Below are 16943 nucleotides of genomic sequence, written 5' to 3'. Positions count from 1 at the left end.
GGGTAAAGGGAATCGTTGGGTTCGTAATGCAGGCGGAAGACATGATTTGGCTGCGCCGCCGCCACAAAGCGGGTCTCCATCAACCTATCGATCAACTGCTGAAAATCCGCACTGTCGGAAACCTTGCAAACATACCAATCGTTGAGCTCGGATCTTTCGGGGAGCTTTAATTTAAAAAGAGGTTCAACGCGCTCGACTCCCTCGGCTGCCAGAAGTTGGTCCACTGCCCCGATACCGGTCAGCGCTTCCGAGGCTCCGCGCTTGGCGACCGCCGGTTGAGCCAGTTTGAAAAGAAGTGTCCGGCCTTCAGCCGCATGATCGGCAAACAACCAAGCCAGGCAAATAAACAGCCGAAAGGTTTTGAGCAATTGCCTCAGATTAGATTTCATTGTTTTTGATTCAACCGTAAGAATCTTTTCATTAAACCGAGAAATTGCCTTAATGTTCAGGGCGCCGAAGACGTTTCATCGTTTTTGCAAAACTACAGCCGCCAGCCGTATAGGCAAAGCACACAAGAGAACAAAACGGATCAATAGCGTAGCCGCAGCTTGACGGTTGGTTTGGTCATATTTTGCAAAATAGTCGGCAAACGATCGATGCGAGCTGACGATCATTCGGTCACGCACCTGGTGAACGCTGACGCCTTTCAGATGCACGACGTATCCTTCGGAGCAGAACCAGATGACGCCGTGCCGACAAAGTCGCCGACAGAGATCGACGTCGCTGAAAAACATCGGAAACCGCTCGTCTAAAAGCCCGACGGTCTGCATGATCGAGCGGCGGATAAGCAGAAAGGCGCCCTGAGGCTGCTCAACGGCGCAGGAATGATCATGGGCAAAATCGGGCATGCGCCAACGGTTGAAAAAAGTGCTGTGGGGAAAAAGCCGCGATAGGCCGAGGACTTCGAATAGAATATCGCGTTTGATGGGAAAGCGCCGGCAGGAAGGCTGAATCTTGCCGTCGGGGTAACGCAGCTGCGGTGCAACGGCGACGATCTCGCTTCGTGAAAATAAAGCCGTCAAAGTCGCCAGAATCGGGGCGACGAATTCGATATCGGGGTTAAGAAGCAGGACCCATCTGCCGCGGCAAAGGACAAGCCCCTGGTTGACGGCCTGCGTGTAGCCTAAATTTTTAGAGTTGAACATAATCGTCAATGAAGCAAAGTCGGAATGCAGCCGGCGATCGATTTCTTCCAGCAGGGTCTTTGTGCCGTCTGAAGAGGCGTTATCGATGAGAATCAATTCAACCTGCAGGGGGGACATAAATCGGGCGAGCGTTTCGATGCATCGCCCGATCGTAAAACGATTGTTGAAAGTCACAATGACCACAGAAATATCGATTTCTTGAGAGCCTATGCGGTCGGAAAAAACGCGCTTCCCCATCTCTCGCTGCTGCGGCAGGCGATTTATTGCAATCCGGAGAGCTGCTGTTCCTGGAGCTTTTGCCGCAGCCATTCCAGCTTTTGCCGATAGACAATGTTTTGCGGATCGTTTTTCAGCAGATTCTCATAAACGCCGATCGCCTTGGCGTATTGACCCTGCGACGCATAGATTTCTCCCAAGGTCGGCGTAATGAACTTGGTCGGTGCGCGCCTGACGCTTTTTTCTTCCTCTGGTTCGCCGTGAGACTCTACCCCATAAGATACAGAGGATTTATCGGCTTCGGATTCTTCAGCAGGCGGATACTCTTCCTCACCCGCAAAAGGCGGCCGCTGAATCCCCGGTCTGGACGGCTCCTCCGGCGGCTTTACCGCCTCTATTTGGGGAGCCTCCTGCAAAATCGCATCCTCACGAATGTCGAGGCCCGCTAATACATCCTTTATGTCAATGTTACGAGACGGCCGCTCGTCTTTGCCGGTTGAAGAAGCCGGCGCAAAGGGTTCTGCAGGTATGGTCTCGTTCTGAGTCGGATTTGAGGTGCCGAAAATTTGCTCGAATAAATTGGAACCGGATTTCTCGGATTGATCTGTTTCCGCTGCCGGCATTTGCACGCCATTGGAAAACGGCTCTTGGAAGGAAGGCTGAAATTCCGCGTCGGCCGGTGCGCCGGCGTCTGTAAAGGGTTCTTCCAAAGAAAACTCTATCGGATTCTCCTCAGCCGCTTCCGGTTCGTAAGCAGCGTTCTGAATCAGTGCATGCTCCTGCTTTTCCTGTTGCTCCTCGACATCCAGATCAATGCGAAAGATTTCCTCCAGCATTTCATTGAACTGGCGCGTTTCGCTCTGGAGGTTCAAATCCTGCTGAATAGAGTCCCAGTTCAAATCAAAATCATCTTGGACGGAAGGCGGCTCTTCAACGGAGGCGGCGGGTGCGGTCTCTTCCGCCTCATCTGCAGGAAAGGCAGTTTGAAACTCGACACTGCCGTTCTCTTCCACAGGAGTTTCCGGTTGCGGTCCGGTTTGTTGCGTGTCGAACAGCCAATCCAAATTCTGTGGTGCAGCAGCAGGTGTTTCTTCGGTTTCGGGAGTCGGGGTAACCTCCATCGCCGGCCAAGGCGACGGCTCCGGAGTTGGAGCGCCGGGTACCGTTTCGGTATTTAAAAACTCAAACTGTGAAATGTCCCAATTCGTCTCAGACGGCTGTTCTGGCGCCTCCTCCACAGTTCTAGCAGGGGGCGCCTGCGGTTCCTGCGATTCATCGATTCGCGCCGCCGGTATACTCGGAGCCGATGCTTCCGGTGCTGCGTGTGAGGCGCTGCGGTCGGCCGGTTCCAACCGCTCCTCTTCTCCGGCCAGCTGTTTGACTATGTCCTTGTCTGCCGGATCGATCTCTAAAATTCGGCGGAGATACTCTTTGGCTTTATAGAGATCGCCCACCTGCTTCATCAGTTCGCAGCTCAGTTTTAAAGCAGCGGGATGTTGAGGATCGAGGCGTAACAAATCCTGAAGGCTTTTATTTGCCTTATCATATTCCTGGCGTTCGTAATAGCACTTGGCCAGAACCCAATGCGCCGACGGATAATCGGGATGTAGAACGACGCTTTTCTGAGCGTGCTCAAGGGCGCGGTCATATTCTTTCTGGCGGAGGTAATAGTCTGCCAGTCGAGCGTGAAAAATGGAAGCAGGGTTTTGTTCGACCTTTCTCTTTAGCCAATCGATGTCACTATTTTCAAATGCGATAAAAGGCATATTAGGCACTATCCCCGTTCCTTGCGTTTTCGTTAATATTAACTTAAAACTATCTTATCAGTATAGCAAGTAAATTTTCTATTTTCTACCATGTCGAAACAGTTTTGTTGAGAATTTCCTGGCTGATCTTGGCAAAGGCTTCTTCGTAGGCCTGCTGACGGCCTTCCGGGCCGCTGCTCGGATCGTAGACGCCGAATTGCGTCAGCCGTTCGTTCCACATGACCGTCTGCTTGACCTGATCCGTAACCTTGACGCTGACCGAGATGTAAACATTGATATCCTGCACCCGTTCGTCCTGCGAAAAGGCGCCCGGACGGTCATTCACGCTGGTGATGATTCCTTCGATCAGCACGTCGGCTACCGAACGGTCGGCGATCTTTAAGCTGCCGTCGCGCACCAATTCATTGATCACGGTATCGGTCAACTTTTCTGCAATGCCGAACTCCGACGTCTGATTTTCGAACAGCGGCACTGCGACCGTCTTGAGGTGCGGCGGCAGAGAACCCTTTAAAGAATAATAGGCGCAAGATTGAAGTGCAATAATAATGCCCAGGGCCAAAAAAAAGCTTTTTCGGTTATTTTTTTTCATCCCGCAGACCGTATTTGAGAATCTTTCGATACAAAGTGCGCTCGCTGATGCCGAGAATCTTGGCTGCCTGGCGACGATTACCATTTGTTTTAGCTAAGGTTGAGATAATCATTTCGCGTTCCATGTCGCTCATGGTCTCCGGCGCTTCCTCCTCCTCGGCGCGCACCACCTCTGCTTCCGGCGTAAAAGCATCCCCGCGCCAAGGATATAAACTGTATCGTTTTGACCCACCGGCAAGCAGCAACTCCCGTAATTGGGCGATTTCACTTTTAATTTCCAATAATACCCGCAGAAGGAGTTCCCGCTCCAACTCTTCTTTAGGGCGCTCAATCGGCACCGGCAGCGCCTTTTCTGAAAATGCGTAGGGAGAAATGTATTTTCGAAGCGTCACATCGTCTATGCGACGCCCACGCTCAAGAACAATGACTTTTTCAACCAAATTCCGCAGCTCGCGCACGTTGCCGGGCCAGTCGTACTGCTGCATCAGGTGATAGGCGCTCTCGGTAAAACCCTCGAACTCGATGTGATTGTGACGGCAGAAATCATTGATGAACTTTTGGGCTAACGGAATGATGTCCTCCCGCCGTTCCCGCAGCGCAGGTACATGAATGTGAACCGCGTTGAGGCGAAAGTACAAATCCTGACGAAAATTGCCCTTGCGAACCTCTTCATCCAGTCGGCGATTGGTGGCGGCGATAAACCGCACATCAACCTCCTGGACTACGGTTCCGCCTACGCGCATAAATTCGCGCACCTCCAAAACCCGCAGCAGTTTGGCCTGAATCGACAGCGGCAACTCGCCGATCTCGTCGAGAAAAATGCTGCCGCGATGCGCCAATTCGAAATAGCCTTTACGAGTCCCTGAGGCGCCCGTAAACGACCCCTTCTCATGACCGAACAGCTCGGATTCCAGAATTCCCTCCGGAATGGCGCTGCTGTTGACGGTAATCAGCGGGGCATTTCGCCGCTTGCTGCGCAGATGGATGGCGCGCGCCACCAATTCTTTGCCGGTGCCGCTTTCGCCGGTGATCAGCACCGAGATGTCGGTCGGCGCAACCTGCTCGATGGTCTCGATCAGCTGGCGCGTTTTATCGGATTCGCCGATAATCCCGACGTCGCGTTGGACTTCCCGCCAGTGCTCCTCCCGCGCAGGGTCGATGATTACAGCCTGCTCAGATCTCGGCACAAATTTTCTCCCTTTTGCTGATGACCATTCTATCCACGGCTCTCAAAATGACGGAAAAATTCGATCGTGCGCGCCAAACCCTCTTCGAGGCTCACTCGCGGCCGCCAGCCCAGGACTTCCGCTGCACGGCGCACGTCCAGAACGCTGCGGCGCTGCTCTCCCGCTTTGGCCGGTCCATATTTCGCTGCGATTTTGCTGTCGCAAAGGCGCATCAACAAATCATACAGCTCATTGACCGAGGTTTCGATACCGGTGCCGATATTCAAAATTTCTCCATCGGCATCCGTCAATGCGGCAATGTTTGCCGCAACGACATCATCGATATAAACGAAATCGCGCGTCTGTCCGCCGTCGCCGTTGATGATCGGCTGCTCGCCTCTCAGCAGCTTTTGCAGAAAAATCGCAACCACGCCCGCTTCACCGTGCGGATTCTGACGCGGACCATAGACATTGGCATAGCGAAATGCCGTGTACTGCAAACCATACGTCAGACGATAAAAAAAGAGATATTTTTCACCAGTCAGTTTAGCCACACCGTAGGGACAATAAGGTCTTTGCGGATGGTTCTCATCGGCCGGAAAATAGTCCTGCTCACCGTAAACGACACCGCCCGAAGAAGCAAAAATGACTTTTTTTACGCCTGTCCTGATACAGTTTTGCAAAATATTCAGGGTGCCGATGATGTTGGTCTGCGCATCGAAAATCGGATCTGCAACCGAAAGCCGAACGTCCATCTGTGCCGCATGGTGATTGACGAGATCGAAACGCTCAGCGGTAAAAAGCTCAGCCAATTGCAGATCGCAAATGTCAGCTTGAATGAAACGGGCGGAAGGATTGAGGTTGCTTTTTCTGCCGGTGCTGAGGTTGTCGATGACGACCACCTCGTGTCCGAGCCGCAAATAGGCATCGACAACGTGCGAACCGATAAAGCCGGCGCCGCCGGTAACCAATATCTTCATGTATCTTTTCCCAAATTAGGCCAATACCCGTGCAGCGATGTCGCGTCGATAATAGGCGCCGTCAAAAGTGATCCATTTGACGGCACGGTAGACCTTATCGACGGCCTTTTGAAAGGTTTCATCGACCGCGGTGACGTTCAACACCCGACCTCCTGCCGTCACAATCTCATCGCCCACTCTCTTCGTACCGGCGTGAAAAACCAATACGCCTTCATCCCAGGCGTGATCGAGTCCAAGGATCTTTTTCCCGGTTTCGTAAGCGCCCGGGTAACCGCCTGAAGCGATGACCACACAGACCGCGACCGCATTTTTGCGCCGCAAAGAAACCTGATTCAACTTGCCGCTGCGCGTCGCCAGCATGGCCTCGACCAGATCTCCTTCCACCAACGGCAGCACCGCCTGCGTTTCCGGATCGCCGAAACGCACGTTGAATTCCAACACTTTCGGCCCTTTGGGTGTAATCATCAGACCGGCATAAAGGAGTCCGCGATAAGGCCGCCCTTCCAAGGCCATGCCCTTGATGGTGGGCGCGAGAATGGTCTCGCGGATGCGGCGCATCATTTCCTCGGGGATATGCGGCGTCGGCGCATAAGCGCCCATGCCTCCGGTGTTGGGCCCCATGTCGTTGTCATAGATGCGCTTATGATCCTGAGACGGAGGCAGTTCGTAAATATTCTCACCATCCGAAAGCACCATGACCGAGACTTCGTCGCCGGTCAAGCGCTCTTCCAAAATAACCTTTCGTCCGGCATCGCCGAACTCTTTATGCTTCATGATGCGATCGAGAGCTTCCATCGCCTCCTCACGGCCGGAGCATACAAAGACTCCCTTACCAGCCGCGAGACCGTCCGCTTTGACCACCACCGATCCGCGATGTTTAGCCAAAAAATCCCGCGCCTGCTGATAATCATCGAAAATTCTAAAGTCCGCAGTGGGAATGTCATATTTATGCAGCAGATATTTGCAGAACGCCTTGCTGCCTTCCAGCTCGGCGGCCTTGCCGCTTGGACCGAACACCGCCATGCCGTTTTCTTCAAAAAGGTCTGCCAAACCGTCGACGAGCGGCGCTTCGGGACCGACCACCGTCAAATCGATCTTTTGCCGTATGGCAAATTTGAGCAGGCCGTTTTTATCCATCGGTGAAATGTCCGCACAATCGGCTAACTGCGCAATTCCGGCGTTTCCGGGTGCAGCATAAACCTTTTTTACCAAAGGGCTCGATTTGATTTTCCAGACCAACGCATGTTCGCGGCCTCCGCCGCCGATCACCAGCACCTTCATGAATGTTCCCTTAAGCTCTTTATAACCAGATCACATGTTACCCGCAAAGCCAAATTTTTGACCCATTGGACTGCAAAGGATCAGCTTAATGACAGCGCGTAGGCTTCCTCCGGCAGCTTTACGGCTTGGCCGCCGATTGAAGGGGAAAGTCTTTTTCCAACTCTTCCAATTGATCGCGGATCATCGCCGCGCGCTCAAACTCCAACGCCGCTGCCGCCTCCATCATCTGACGACGCAATTGCTGCAGAAACTCGAGGCGCTGCTCGCCGTCCATCCGCTGCCAGGCCTCGGCGAGCTGTTTCTCGGAAGCGCCGCGTCGGCCATATTCCTGAGGCCGTGCATCCGCAACCCGCGTCGCGCTCATGATCTCTTCGACCGTTTTATGAATCGTCTTAGGCGTAATGCCGTGTTCCTCGTTGTATCTGGCCTGGATGGCGCGGCGCCGATTAGTTTCTTCAATAGCGCGACGCATCGAGTCGGTCACAACGTCGGCGTAGAAAATCACCTTGCCGGCAGCGTTGCGCGCCGCACGACCCGCGGTTTGGATCAGCGACCGTTCAGAGCGGAGAAAACCCTCTTTGTCCGCATCCAAGATGGCCACCAAAGAAACTTCCGGCAGATCGAGGCCCTCCCGCAGGAGGTTGATGCCCACCAGCACGTCGAATTCGGCCAGACGCAGATCCCGCAAAATGCCGACGCGATCGAGCGCGTCGATTTCCGAGTGAAGATAACGCACCCGTATTCCCGCCGATGCAAGATAATCGGTCAGGTCTTCGGCCATTCGCTTGGTCAGCGTCGTCACCAGCACCCGTTCGTTGCGTTCCGCCCGCAGGCGGATTTCTTTTATCAAATCGTCGATCTGGCCTTTGACCGGCCGCACCTCGATTTCAGGATCCATGAGCCCTGTGGGACGAATGATCTGCTCGACAACCACCCCTTCGCACTTTTCGAGCTCGTATTCTGCGGGAGTGGCAGAAACAAAGATGACCTGGTTTATCATCTGTTCGAATTCTTCGAAATTCAGGGGACGGTTGTCCAACGCCGAGGGCAGACGAAAGCCGTACTCTACAAGGGTCTCTTTGCGCGAACGGTCGCCGTGATACATTCCCTGGATTTGCGGGATGGTCACATGCGACTCGTCGATGATCATCAAGTAATCCTTGGGAAAATAATCCAGCAGCGTCTGCGGCCTTTCTCCCGGTTTTCGTCCCGATAAATGACGCGAATAGTTTTCGACGCCCGAGCAATAGCCGATTTCGCGCATCATTTCCAAATCATAGAGGGTACGCTGCTCCAGACGTTGCGCTTCGAGCAGCTTGTTGTGCCGACGGAACCAATCCACGCGCTCGCGCAGTTCTTCTTCAATTGCCGCTAAAGCCGATTCCAAGCGCTCGTACGGCGTAATGAAATGTTTGGCGGGATAAATGGCGACCCGATCCAGTTCATTCAGCACCTCGCCGGTCACCACATCCACCACCGTCAGCCGCTCGACCTCGTCCCCCCACATCTCGATGCGTATCGCTTCCTTCTCGTAAGCGGGAATCACTTCGATGACGTCGCCGCGCACTCGAAAAGTCCCGCGCTCAAAGGAGACGTCATTGCGCGTATAAAGAATTTCGACGAGCTTTTGCAGGATCTCTTCCCTGCGAATGATTTGGCCGCGGTCGAGAAAGAGATTCATCCGCCGCCAATCTTCCGGAGAGCCGAGGCCGTAGATGCAGGAGACCGAAGCCACGATGATGACATCGTCGCGCGACAAGAGAGAGCTGGCCGCCTTGAGCCGCAGCCGATCGATTTCGTCGTTGATCGACGTGTCTTTTTCAATATAGGTGTCGGTGGCGACGACGTAAGCTTCGGGTTGATAGTAATCGTAATAGCTGATGAAATATTCGACCGCATTGTGCGGGAAAAAGCTGCGAAACTCGCCGTAGAGCTGCGCAGCCAAGGTTTTGTTATGAGAAATGACCAGAGTCGGTTTGTTGACATTGGCTATGACGTTGGCCATGGTGAACGTCTTGCCGCTGCCGGTAACTCCGAGCAGAGTCTGATATTTTTTTCCGGCCAAAATACCGGCGGTCAGCTGCTCCACTGCCTGCGGCTGATCGCCTTGAAGTTTAAAGTCCGATGACAGAATAAATTTGGCCATTTTCTTTCGCGCTTTTTCTTCCCTTTACAATTTACGACAGAGGAGCGGGAATGTCAAGCCGCAAAGCTTACGCCCTCGCCGCGGCTTTTTCTGCATTTTTGAGGCGAAAAATTGCTGCCCCAATCAGCGCACATTTCGTCAACGAAGCAAAAGCACTTTTTGCGTCGTCATCTTTTTCGGGGTGATCAGACGCAGAAAATAGACGCCGCTCGGCAAATCATCGCCTGCCTCCCACACAAAAGGATGAGCCCCCGCTTCCAGTCTGCTCAAAACCGGCGTATCGACGGTTTTTCCGACTGCATCGACGACCGTCAGTTGCACCGGCGCCGACTCGGGCAGAAAAATTGTAAAAGCGGTGCGACCATTGAACGGATTTGGATAAGCGGGGGAAAGGGCAAGTTCGCGCGGCGCCGGAAGATCGAGGGCGACTTGCGGCGAAAGCGCCCAAGAACCATCCGTATCCGTCTGCCGAAGGCGATAGACGACTCTTCCGCTCGGCGGACTCGAATCGATGAATTGATAACAGCGGCTCTCATTGGTCGTGCCGCCGCCGGGTACAAAGCCGATCGTTTCAAATGGATGAGGACCCCGTTCAACATAAAATCCAAGATTGTTGCTCTCGCTGCAGGTGCACCAAGACAGCAAGACGCCCACATCTGTAAGCTCTGCCGTAAACGAGCTTAGCTCAACCGGCACCATAAGGCTCGTGGAGAACGGGCTGCTGTTTCCGGCTTCATCAGTCTGAAAGGCAACGACATTGCCTCGCAATTCCAGCGGACAAAAAAAGCGGCCGCCGGCATCGGCCTGCGTTGCGGCAAGAAAACTGATAGTATGAGCATCATAGCATTCGATCCATGCCTTCGGCAACGCCGTACCGCGGACCCCGTTTGCGGCTATAAAAAGCGCAGGCGGAGTAACCATTTGATTTCCACCCGCTTCCAGGACAATGGCTTTGTAAGGATCATCGGAATAACGGTTCCGGCTGATTCGGTTGCGCACCGAACCCGCCTGCCTTATCCAAATGCCGTACTTGCGATGCCGACCGAAAAAATTGTCGGGACCAACAGTATTGTCATGGGCACCGCTGCCGATGATGACGCCGGAATTGGCTGAACCGTCGACGCTACCGTCTGCGTTTCTGCCGATGAAATTTTCAAAGATCTCGTTAAAAGCCGTCCCAACGCTGTCCAATCGCACCGCCGCCCAGGTGCCGGCATAGGGCTCATTCTCTCGTTCATAGCCGTTGCAGATGATCACGTTTGCCGGCCCGACGCGGTTTCTTTGCGGATAACCGTATTCTTTTTGCCCGAAAAAATAGATGCCGTTATGCGCATTGGGCGCCTGCCTCGTCCCTGAAGCATTGACGCCGATTTTATTCCCCGCAAGGACCGTTTCCGTGACGTTTTCGCGGATCTGAATGCCGCTGGAATAGTTGGCGGAAACGACATTGCCTTCCCCGGAGGCGACTCCGCCGATAATCGTATTACGCGGCCCGCGCTGCACCTTTAGTCCGGCCTCGGCGTTGCCGCAGTCCGCATGGCTCTCGCCGTCGGCGCCGAGACCGAGCAGATTGCCGATGACCCGCGTCGAATCGGTTCCGGCGCCCTCAATATGGATGCCGGCACGACCGCTCGCGCAGATGACGTTGCCGGGTCCGATGCGGTTACCGCGACTGCCGTTGCTCACGCGCACACCGGCAAACCGTTTGATCTTTTGATTTTCGATCTCGTAACGCGGAATGTTGATCCAGCCGTTGCCGAGAGGCGTCACCCCGTCTTTAAGAACGCCGATCAGATTTTCCTCCAGGATATTGGAATGCGCCGCTTCGATCAAAACCGCTTCAAAAAACATGTTGCTGATTACATTACGGCGGATCAAATTGTTCCGGCATCCCTGCGAAAGGTAAACGCCGCGGCTTTGCTCCGCAGGCAGAGACGTGTTCTGGGGATCATTCACTGCGGTAAACCCATCGGGCAAAATCCCGAAAAAGCACCCCTCGATGCGGTTGTTCGACGCCGACGTGCCCCTAAGCCAAAGTATGGTGCCGCGAAAACCGGCAAAACCGACACCGAGAATTCTATTGCGCGAGGAAGTAATCGTCCAACCAATAGACCCGACCGGCAAAGCGCCGCCGTAAACCAGAATCGCCGGGCGATCGCCTGCAGCTGCCGTACCGATCAAAGTCAATCCGTCGTCGGTCAGCGACGGCAACGGCGAACGAAGTTCGATCTGCCAAAAGTCGCCCTGCGCCCGATAGCCGGCATCGCTCCGTTTGAGCTGAAAAAATACCGTGTCTGCACCGGAATGCGAGTTAGCAGCCTGCAGCGCCCAGCGGAGAGATCCGGCTCCGTCGTCGCCGGTGTGGGTAACGATATATACATTTGCCCGCAACACAAAAAAGAGAGCGGACAGCAGAACGAACAGCGCGATCTTCATCGTTGCTCCAATGTGGATGCATGACCTCAGACCCAATATACCAAAAGCCGGAGAAATCAGCAGAAAAAAACCGTGCGGCAAAATTTGCTCTGAGCGTGAGAATTGCGTATCTTTCAATTAAAGGAGAGGAGAATCCGATGCCGTATCCGAAAATCGAACCGCAGCAGGTTCAGGTCTATCCGCTTGCCCACCGCCGCAGCAAGAGCTCCATCACAGAGGTGCTCGTTGATCCCGACCAGCCGCCTCCGCTGCAGCCGGAAATGGAAGCGCTCGTTTATCAAGCGGCCGAAAGAATCCGCGCTGCGCGGGAACGAGGTGCCGCCGTCATACTTGCCTTCGGTGCGCATTTGGTCAAGAACGGCCTTGCTTCGGTGGTCATTCGCCTGTTGGAAGAGGGCTGGATCACTCATATTGCCGGCAACGGCGCCTGTACCATCCACGATTGGGAATTTGCCTGGTTCGGCAAATCGGAGGAAGACGTGAGGGAAAACGTCGCCGCCGGATGTTTCGGCACCTGGGAAGAGACCGGCCGTTTCATCAACCTTGCCGTGCAGGCCAACCTGCTTCGCGGCATGGGCTACGGCGAGGCGATCGGCGCGTTGATTGAGGAAGAAAAACTGTTCCTACCCTCATCCGATGAGCTGCGGGAACTCCTTCGCTCCGAAAGTGATCTAGCTTCAGCGGCTGCCGATCTGTTGAACACCCTGCAAAAGTTCCGTTTGTCGGCCGGCGAAATGTGCATTCCTCATCCGTTCAAACAGTATTCCATTTTCGGCAACGCCTTTCGCATGCGGATTCCGGCGACGGTTCATCCGGGCATCGGCTACGACATTATATACAACAATCCTTATGCGAATGGAGCCGCAATCGGTCGCGCTGCGCATCTCGACTATCAGGTCTTTGTCCATTCAGTAACTGGCCTAAAAGGCGGTGTCTTTTTGTCCGTCGGCTCGGCCATCATGGCTCCTCAGATATTCGAAAAAGCACTCTCCTTTGCCAATAACCTCAGGCGGCAAAAGGGACAGGATCCGATTACCGACTTGACGATCTTTGTCAACGACCTGCAGCCGGCAGCATGGGATTGGTCAAAAGGCGAGCCGCCCAAAAATTCACCGGACTACTATTTCCGCTTTCTGAAAAGCTTTTACCGCATGGAAGGGCAAGTCTTTTACGCTGCAGGCGATAATCGGGAGTTCTTGGGGAATTTGTACAAACGATTGAACAGCTAATGTCGCCACTGGAAGGTATTGAAGGACAATAGGTCATCCTCTGGTTCCCTGCACTCTTGCCGGCACGCCGACGGCGATCGAGTTGGGCGGGATGTCTTTCGTCACCACCGAGCCGGCGCCGATGACGCTGCCGCTGCCGATTCTGACCCCGTCCAGAACGATAACACCTGCCCCGAGCCAACAGTTATCTTCAATAATCACCCCGCCGCGGCTCTCATACCCCTGTCGCATAATGGGAATATCCAGCCTGTCGAAACGGTGCTGCGCGCCGCCGATGTAACAATTGGCCGCCAGCAGCACATACTTGCCCAATTTGATTTGCGACGTGGTGCCGAAGCGGCAATTCGCGCCGATGTTGCTGAAATCGCCGATCTCGATGCGGCCGCCGCGCGTGCCCAATACCGTGCCGCGGCCCAGCAGCACCTCATTGCCAAGGACAATCTCCGCGTCATCGCCGCCCTGAGCGCTCAAGCGGCAATACTCATCCAGCACGCATTTTTCCCCAAGACTGATTTTATAACTGTGCTGCAGCGTCAGGCTCCGTCCGAACACCGTCCCCCGCCCTACTCGCCGAAACAGGCGCGGGTAAAATATTTGGCGGAAAAAAAGCCCCAACAAACCGGGCAGGTGGCCGAAAAATAGAGTAATCAGCTCATATTTCACCAACGGCCATAAGCGAGAAGTGCCGATCTGGATCTCCTGATACTTGCGCAAAGGAGACTTGCGTCGACGCATCACGTCTTCAAAGCTGCTGAAATAATTGACCTGGCCTTCCACATCGTCGGGCCGTACTTCCTTTTCTCCATTTGCCGGTGTCAGCTCTTGTTTGATGTCGATGCCCAGAGCCGAGTAATAGAGCCCTCCAAACAGCCCCGCCAGCAACGCTTTGGCGCGCATCAAAAGGGCGGTGGAAAGGCCGACTGCGCCGAGGAGCCCAAAGCGTTCGAAGGTGAATACGTACGCCCATTCGGCCAAACCAATGCCGCCGATCGAAATCGGCAGCATGGTGATCACCATGATGATCGGCGTGACGATCAGACTGTCGCTGAAACTCAAATCGCGACTGAACGCCCAGGAGGTTACGTAGACATTAATGACGGCAAGAAGGTAGAAAAAAACCGAATTGACCATGGCAAACGCCAGCACTCTCGGATGCCCGCGCAACGATAAAGTGGCATTCTGAAACTTTTGCAGCTTGAGCAACAGAGAGTTTAGCGGCTTAAAGGGCAGCAGACGACGCAACGTCGAAAGCATATTGGGATTAAGCGCCAGGAAAAAGATGAGGAAAAAACCCAAGACCGAGAGGATCAAAGCGGCGATGAGCCAGGTACTGGAAAGGCGCCGGATCGCCAACAAAAAGGCGAGCACGGCAAACGCCAGCAGGACAGCCAATCCGGTAAACCGCTCGACAAAGACCGACGAGAAGGCTTCGGCATTTTTGCCGGTCGACTTGCCGACGGCATACGCGCGCACCACATCGCCGCCCACGTTGGTCGGTAGAATCGTGTTAAAGAAATAGCCGACCGCATACAACCCGAAGCATTTTCCGGCCGACAGACGAATTCCCATGGCGCGCAAAATGATCTGCCATTTCCAAGAACTCGCCCAAATCAAAAGCGGAGTCAGCGCGACGGAGAGAAAGAGATAGAACAAGTCAGCCTGCAGCAGCGTGCTTTTCAGCTGCGTTAATCCGGCTTTATAAAACACATAAGCTAAAAGCGCCAGACTGACGAACAGGCGAACAACAGTCTGCAGCTTTTTTTGTTTTCCGGCATTCATAAAAAGCGATCAATAGCCGCGCAGATAAGGAATCAATCTGCCGACGGCTTTGCGCGCTTTGGCCTTTTCGCGCAGCAGCCGCGGAATCATCTTTTCCTTGATCTCCTCTCGACGGTGAAAAGTCGAAAGGATCAGCTCCGTGAATTTTTCCGTAGACAGTTCCCCGAACTCGATGAGATTTTCCTCCAGTCCCAACGTGCGCATAAAACCGCGGTTCTTCGGGTACGTGACGATGCCGACCGGCACCACCCCCATGGCTGAAGAGAGAATCAAAGAATGCGTGCGCATGCCGACAAAGAGCTCGAGCCGCCTCAGCACGCTGCAGATTTCCTGATAGCTGTACTTTTTATTGCTGATCAATTTGACTCGATCCCTATGCCGTATTTTTTGCAGCACCTTCTGCGCGATGGCCAGGTCCATGTGCTGAGTCTCGACCAATATTGAATCGACATCCAGCTCTTCAATGACGCGGTCGATAGTGGCCGCATAGACCTCTACCAGGCTCTGTTTGCCGAAAGAAGCGCCGCGACGGACGAAAGCATCGACATAGCTGTTGATATTAAATCCGATTACCGGACGATCGGATTGAAAGAGACCCTCCGCCTCGCAGATCTCCTGAAATCGTCCTTCACCGACGGCTTCGGCATTCAAAGCGCAATCGGCGCCCTCGACGATGTGCGGATGCTCCAATCCCAAGCGATTCAGCAGATCGATCGACTCTTGATCCCGCAGAATTAGCAGGTCGCTTGCCGCCAGAACTCGAGCCAATGCCCGTTTTCCCGCCCGCGTGCGAATAGGACCCAGACTGGCATTGTAAAGCACAACCGGGATACCCCTTTTATGCGCCAACGGTAGAACATGCGACAAGGTCCACAAATAGTTGAACAAGGGATTGTAGAGTTTGCGGTCAAAGAGAATGGCGTCGGTGACCAATATCAAGTCGGATTTCAAGACCGTGCGAAGAATCGGCAGGCCGAATATTTTAACGCTTAAATTCCAAGGTAAAAGACCGACCGGCTTGAGGGGATACATGGAGAACGACTTGGTCACAAAGTCCGGACGAATGGTCGGTATCAGGAACCTGATGCGCTTGAAACGCGTCGACAGATCGCGTAAAAGACATCCCAGAATGGCTGCATCGCCGGCGTTCCTGCCGGAAAAGTTGCCCAAAACGGCGATTGTCTTGATCAACTCGTTCTTCCCTTCAAATAGCCCTGCTGGATGTACCACTCGGCAGTACGATGAATGCCTTCCGCCATGCCCACCTGCGGTTTAAAACCGAGTTCGCGTTTGGCTTTTTCGATGCTGAAGGCGCGATCGTGGGTAAAAATGTGGACGCGGCGCCGAAAAATGGGCGGCTGAACGCGTAGAGGCACACAGATCGTCTCGCAGACGACGGCGACGGCTTCCAAAGGCCACACCGGCAGCCGTAAGCGCGGTGGCTTGACGCCGAGTTCCGCCGCAATCATCTCGGCGAATCCCCGCAGCGTGGTATATTCCTCACCGGCAATGTTATAGGCCTGTCCGACCGCATGGGGCGTCTCGGCCGCCAGCCGAAATCCCTCGACCGTGTCGGTTACGAACGTGAGATGATATTTGACATTCCCGCCGCCGAAGAGTATAAAACGCCCTTGCTGGACCGAACGGTACATTTTCAGCATTCGCGTGTCTCCTGGACCATAGATGCCGACCGGCCGCACAATGGTGACCGGCAGAGCGTCGCGGCGATAATATTCCATGGCCAGCTGCTCGGCTTGCCATTTGGTCTCCTGGTAGACATCTTGGGGATCAGCCGGCGTCGACTCATCAGCCGGAGGCTGCTTGACGTGGCCGTAAATGCCGCAGGTGCTGCAGTGGAGCACTCGTTTCACGCCGCAGCGAAGCGCGGCATCGAGCACGTTCTTTGTCCCCTGCACGTTGACGGCATAGTACTCGCTGTCGGGAAGATTGGCTGCGCGATAGAGCGCGGCGATATGAAACACCATATCGACACCGCGCACCGCCTCGGCGACCTCTTCGGGTCGGCGCAAATCACCAAAAGCGATCTCTACCGGAAGCCGGCGCAAAGAGTCGAGGTTGGCGGTACGACGAACCAAAACGCGCACTTGGTAGCCGTGGTCCAGCAGATTGCGTACCATGTAGCTGCCGGTAAAAGCATAGCCCGCATAGTAGACGCTTCCGAATTTTCAGAATTCAAACCATACTACGGCC

12 protein-coding genes and 1 pseudogene are annotated in these 16943 nt (G+C 54.3%); 1 reads left to right on the top strand and 12 read right to left on the bottom strand.

Going from position 1 to position 16943, the window contains the following annotated elements; translation table 11 throughout:
• The 9 genes from ONB24_02685 to ONB24_02645 form a co-directional block, all read right to left on the bottom strand.
• A partial coding sequence (locus ONB24_02685) for a hypothetical protein (protein MDZ7315009.1) occupies positions 1-389 on the bottom strand: 389 nt, incomplete at its 3' end.
• Between the two features lie 75 nt (positions 390-464).
• Entirely contained in the window at positions 465-1382 is a 918-nt protein-coding gene (locus ONB24_02680) for a glycosyltransferase family 2 protein (GenBank protein ID MDZ7315008.1), read from the bottom strand.
• Positions 1383-1405: 23 nt separating this feature from the next.
• The gene (locus tag ONB24_02675) at positions 1406-3127 is read right to left on the bottom strand and encodes a tetratricopeptide repeat protein (GenBank protein ID MDZ7315007.1); all 1722 of its coding nucleotides are present in this window, start codon (positions 3125-3127) and stop codon (positions 1406-1408) included.
• A gap of 85 nt (positions 3128-3212) precedes the next feature.
• On the bottom strand, positions 3213-3716 hold the full coding sequence (gene lptE, locus ONB24_02670; protein ID MDZ7315006.1) for an LPS assembly lipoprotein LptE: 504 nt from the start codon (positions 3714-3716) through the stop codon (positions 3213-3215).
• Positions 3703-4902 carry a sigma-54 dependent transcriptional regulator gene (locus ONB24_02665; protein MDZ7315005.1) on the bottom strand — a complete coding sequence of 400 codons (1200 nt, stop codon included), beginning with the start codon at positions 4900-4902 and terminating at the stop codon, positions 3703-3705. The genes lptE and ONB24_02665 overlap by 14 nt, the downstream gene beginning before the upstream one ends.
• 29 nt (positions 4903-4931) lie before the next feature.
• Positions 4932-5861, bottom strand: a complete 930-nt coding sequence (locus ONB24_02660) for an SDR family oxidoreductase (protein MDZ7315004.1) — start codon at positions 5859-5861, stop codon at positions 4932-4934.
• A 15-nt stretch (positions 5862-5876) separates the two neighbouring features.
• Positions 5877-7142 carry a phosphoribosylamine--glycine ligase gene (gene purD, locus ONB24_02655; protein MDZ7315003.1) on the bottom strand — a complete coding sequence of 422 codons (1266 nt, stop codon included), beginning with the start codon at positions 7140-7142 and terminating at the stop codon, positions 5877-5879.
• Between the two features lie 118 nt (positions 7143-7260).
• The gene (gene uvrB, locus ONB24_02650; GenBank protein ID MDZ7315002.1) at positions 7261-9288 is read right to left on the bottom strand and encodes an excinuclease ABC subunit UvrB; all 2028 of its coding nucleotides are present in this window, start codon (positions 9286-9288) and stop codon (positions 7261-7263) included.
• Positions 9289-9426: 138 nt separating this feature from the next.
• The gene (locus ONB24_02645; GenBank protein MDZ7315001.1) at positions 9427-11724 is read right to left on the bottom strand and encodes a T9SS type A sorting domain-containing protein; all 2298 of its coding nucleotides are present in this window, start codon (positions 11722-11724) and stop codon (positions 9427-9429) included.
• A gap of 137 nt (positions 11725-11861) precedes the next feature.
• Between ONB24_02645 and ONB24_02640 the strand changes: the two genes are divergently transcribed.
• The gene (locus tag ONB24_02640; protein MDZ7315000.1) at positions 11862-12953 is read left to right on the top strand and encodes a hypothetical protein; all 1092 of its coding nucleotides are present in this window, start codon (positions 11862-11864) and stop codon (positions 12951-12953) included.
• Between the two features lie 33 nt (positions 12954-12986).
• On the opposite strand, the gene ONB24_02635 is transcribed toward ONB24_02640, so the two are convergent.
• The 3 genes and pseudogenes from ONB24_02635 to ONB24_02625 all read right to left on the bottom strand — a co-directional run bounded on the left by ONB24_02635 (position 12987) and on the right by ONB24_02625 (position 16882).
• Positions 12987-14732 carry a flippase-like domain-containing protein gene (locus ONB24_02635; GenBank protein MDZ7314999.1) on the bottom strand — a complete coding sequence of 582 codons (1746 nt, stop codon included), beginning with the start codon at positions 14730-14732 and terminating at the stop codon, positions 12987-12989.
• Between the two features lie 9 nt (positions 14733-14741).
• Positions 14742-15923, bottom strand: a complete 1182-nt coding sequence (locus ONB24_02630; protein ID MDZ7314998.1) for a polysaccharide pyruvyl transferase family protein — start codon at positions 15921-15923, stop codon at positions 14742-14744.
• Positions 15920-16882: pseudogene (locus ONB24_02625) on the bottom strand (NAD-dependent epimerase/dehydratase family protein). The gene ONB24_02630 and the pseudogene ONB24_02625 overlap by 4 nt, the downstream one beginning before the upstream one ends.
• Positions 16883-16943 lie beyond the last annotated feature (61 nt).

The sequence above is a fragment of the candidate division KSB1 bacterium genome, from assembly GCA_034505495.1.
GTDB lineage: Bacteria > Zhuqueibacterota > Zhuqueibacteria > Residuimicrobiales > Krinioviventaceae > Fontimicrobium_A.
The sequence above is the reverse complement of the archived record's forward strand: the minus strand, read 5'-3'. Positions and strand labels throughout refer to the sequence as shown.